The 748-nt window shown below is 69.8% G+C and carries 1 protein-coding gene; it reads right to left on the minus strand.

Going from position 1 to position 748, the window contains the following annotated elements; translation table 11 throughout:
* Window positions 1-748, minus strand: a 748-nt coding sequence (locus tag ACK41V_RS23515) for a cadherin repeat domain-containing protein (RefSeq protein WP_409786092.1), incomplete at both ends; no start/stop codon positions are given.

A 748-nucleotide genomic window follows, 5' to 3' on the forward strand; every position in this document is an offset into this window, starting at 1 on the left:
ACTGCCGCACCGCATCGTAGTTCAGCTCCGCGATCTGCACGATCAGTTGGTGCTGCTCGTTCACGCCAAAGATGCTGGCGCCGTTGTGCGTGCCCGCCACGACCGTCATGGCGATGGTGTCGTTCTCGGGGTCCCACGCCGCCAGGGGCGGGTCCACCACCGTGCCCGCCGCGCTCAGCTCGGGCACGCTGCAGCACCAGCACGGGTGGCTCGTTCACGTCCAGCACGCTCACGCTCACCACCCCCGAGTCGGACAGGGGCGGCACCCCGTCGTCCGTGACGCGCACGGTGAGGGTGTAGCGGCTCAGCACCTCGCAGTGCAGCACCGCGCGCCGCACCTCCACCTGCCCCGTCAGCGACTCCACCCGGAACACCTCCACCTCGCTCAGCCGCACCGTCACGTTCTGATCCGTGTGCAGTGTCGGCTCCCCATCATCCGTGACGCGCACCAGCAGCGTGAAGCTGCGCTGCACCTCAAAGTCCAGCACCGCCTGCGCCACGCGGATCTGGGCGGTGGCGGGGTGGATGCTGAAAATGCCCGCGCCGTCGCCGCCCACGATGCTGAACGTCATGACGTCGCCCGCATCCGGGTCCCAGGCGAACACCTGCACGCCCACCAGCGTGCCTGCGGGGCTGTTCTCCTCCACCTCCCGCACCTGCCCGCCCGGCACCACGGGCGCCTTGTTCACGTGCCGCAGCTGCACCGTCACCACCGCCTCATCCGACAGCGACGGGGCGCCATTGTCCG

Source organism: Acidovorax sp., assembly GCF_046291265.1.
In the GTDB taxonomy this organism is placed as follows: Bacteria; Pseudomonadota; Gammaproteobacteria; order Burkholderiales; family Burkholderiaceae_C; genus Acidovorax.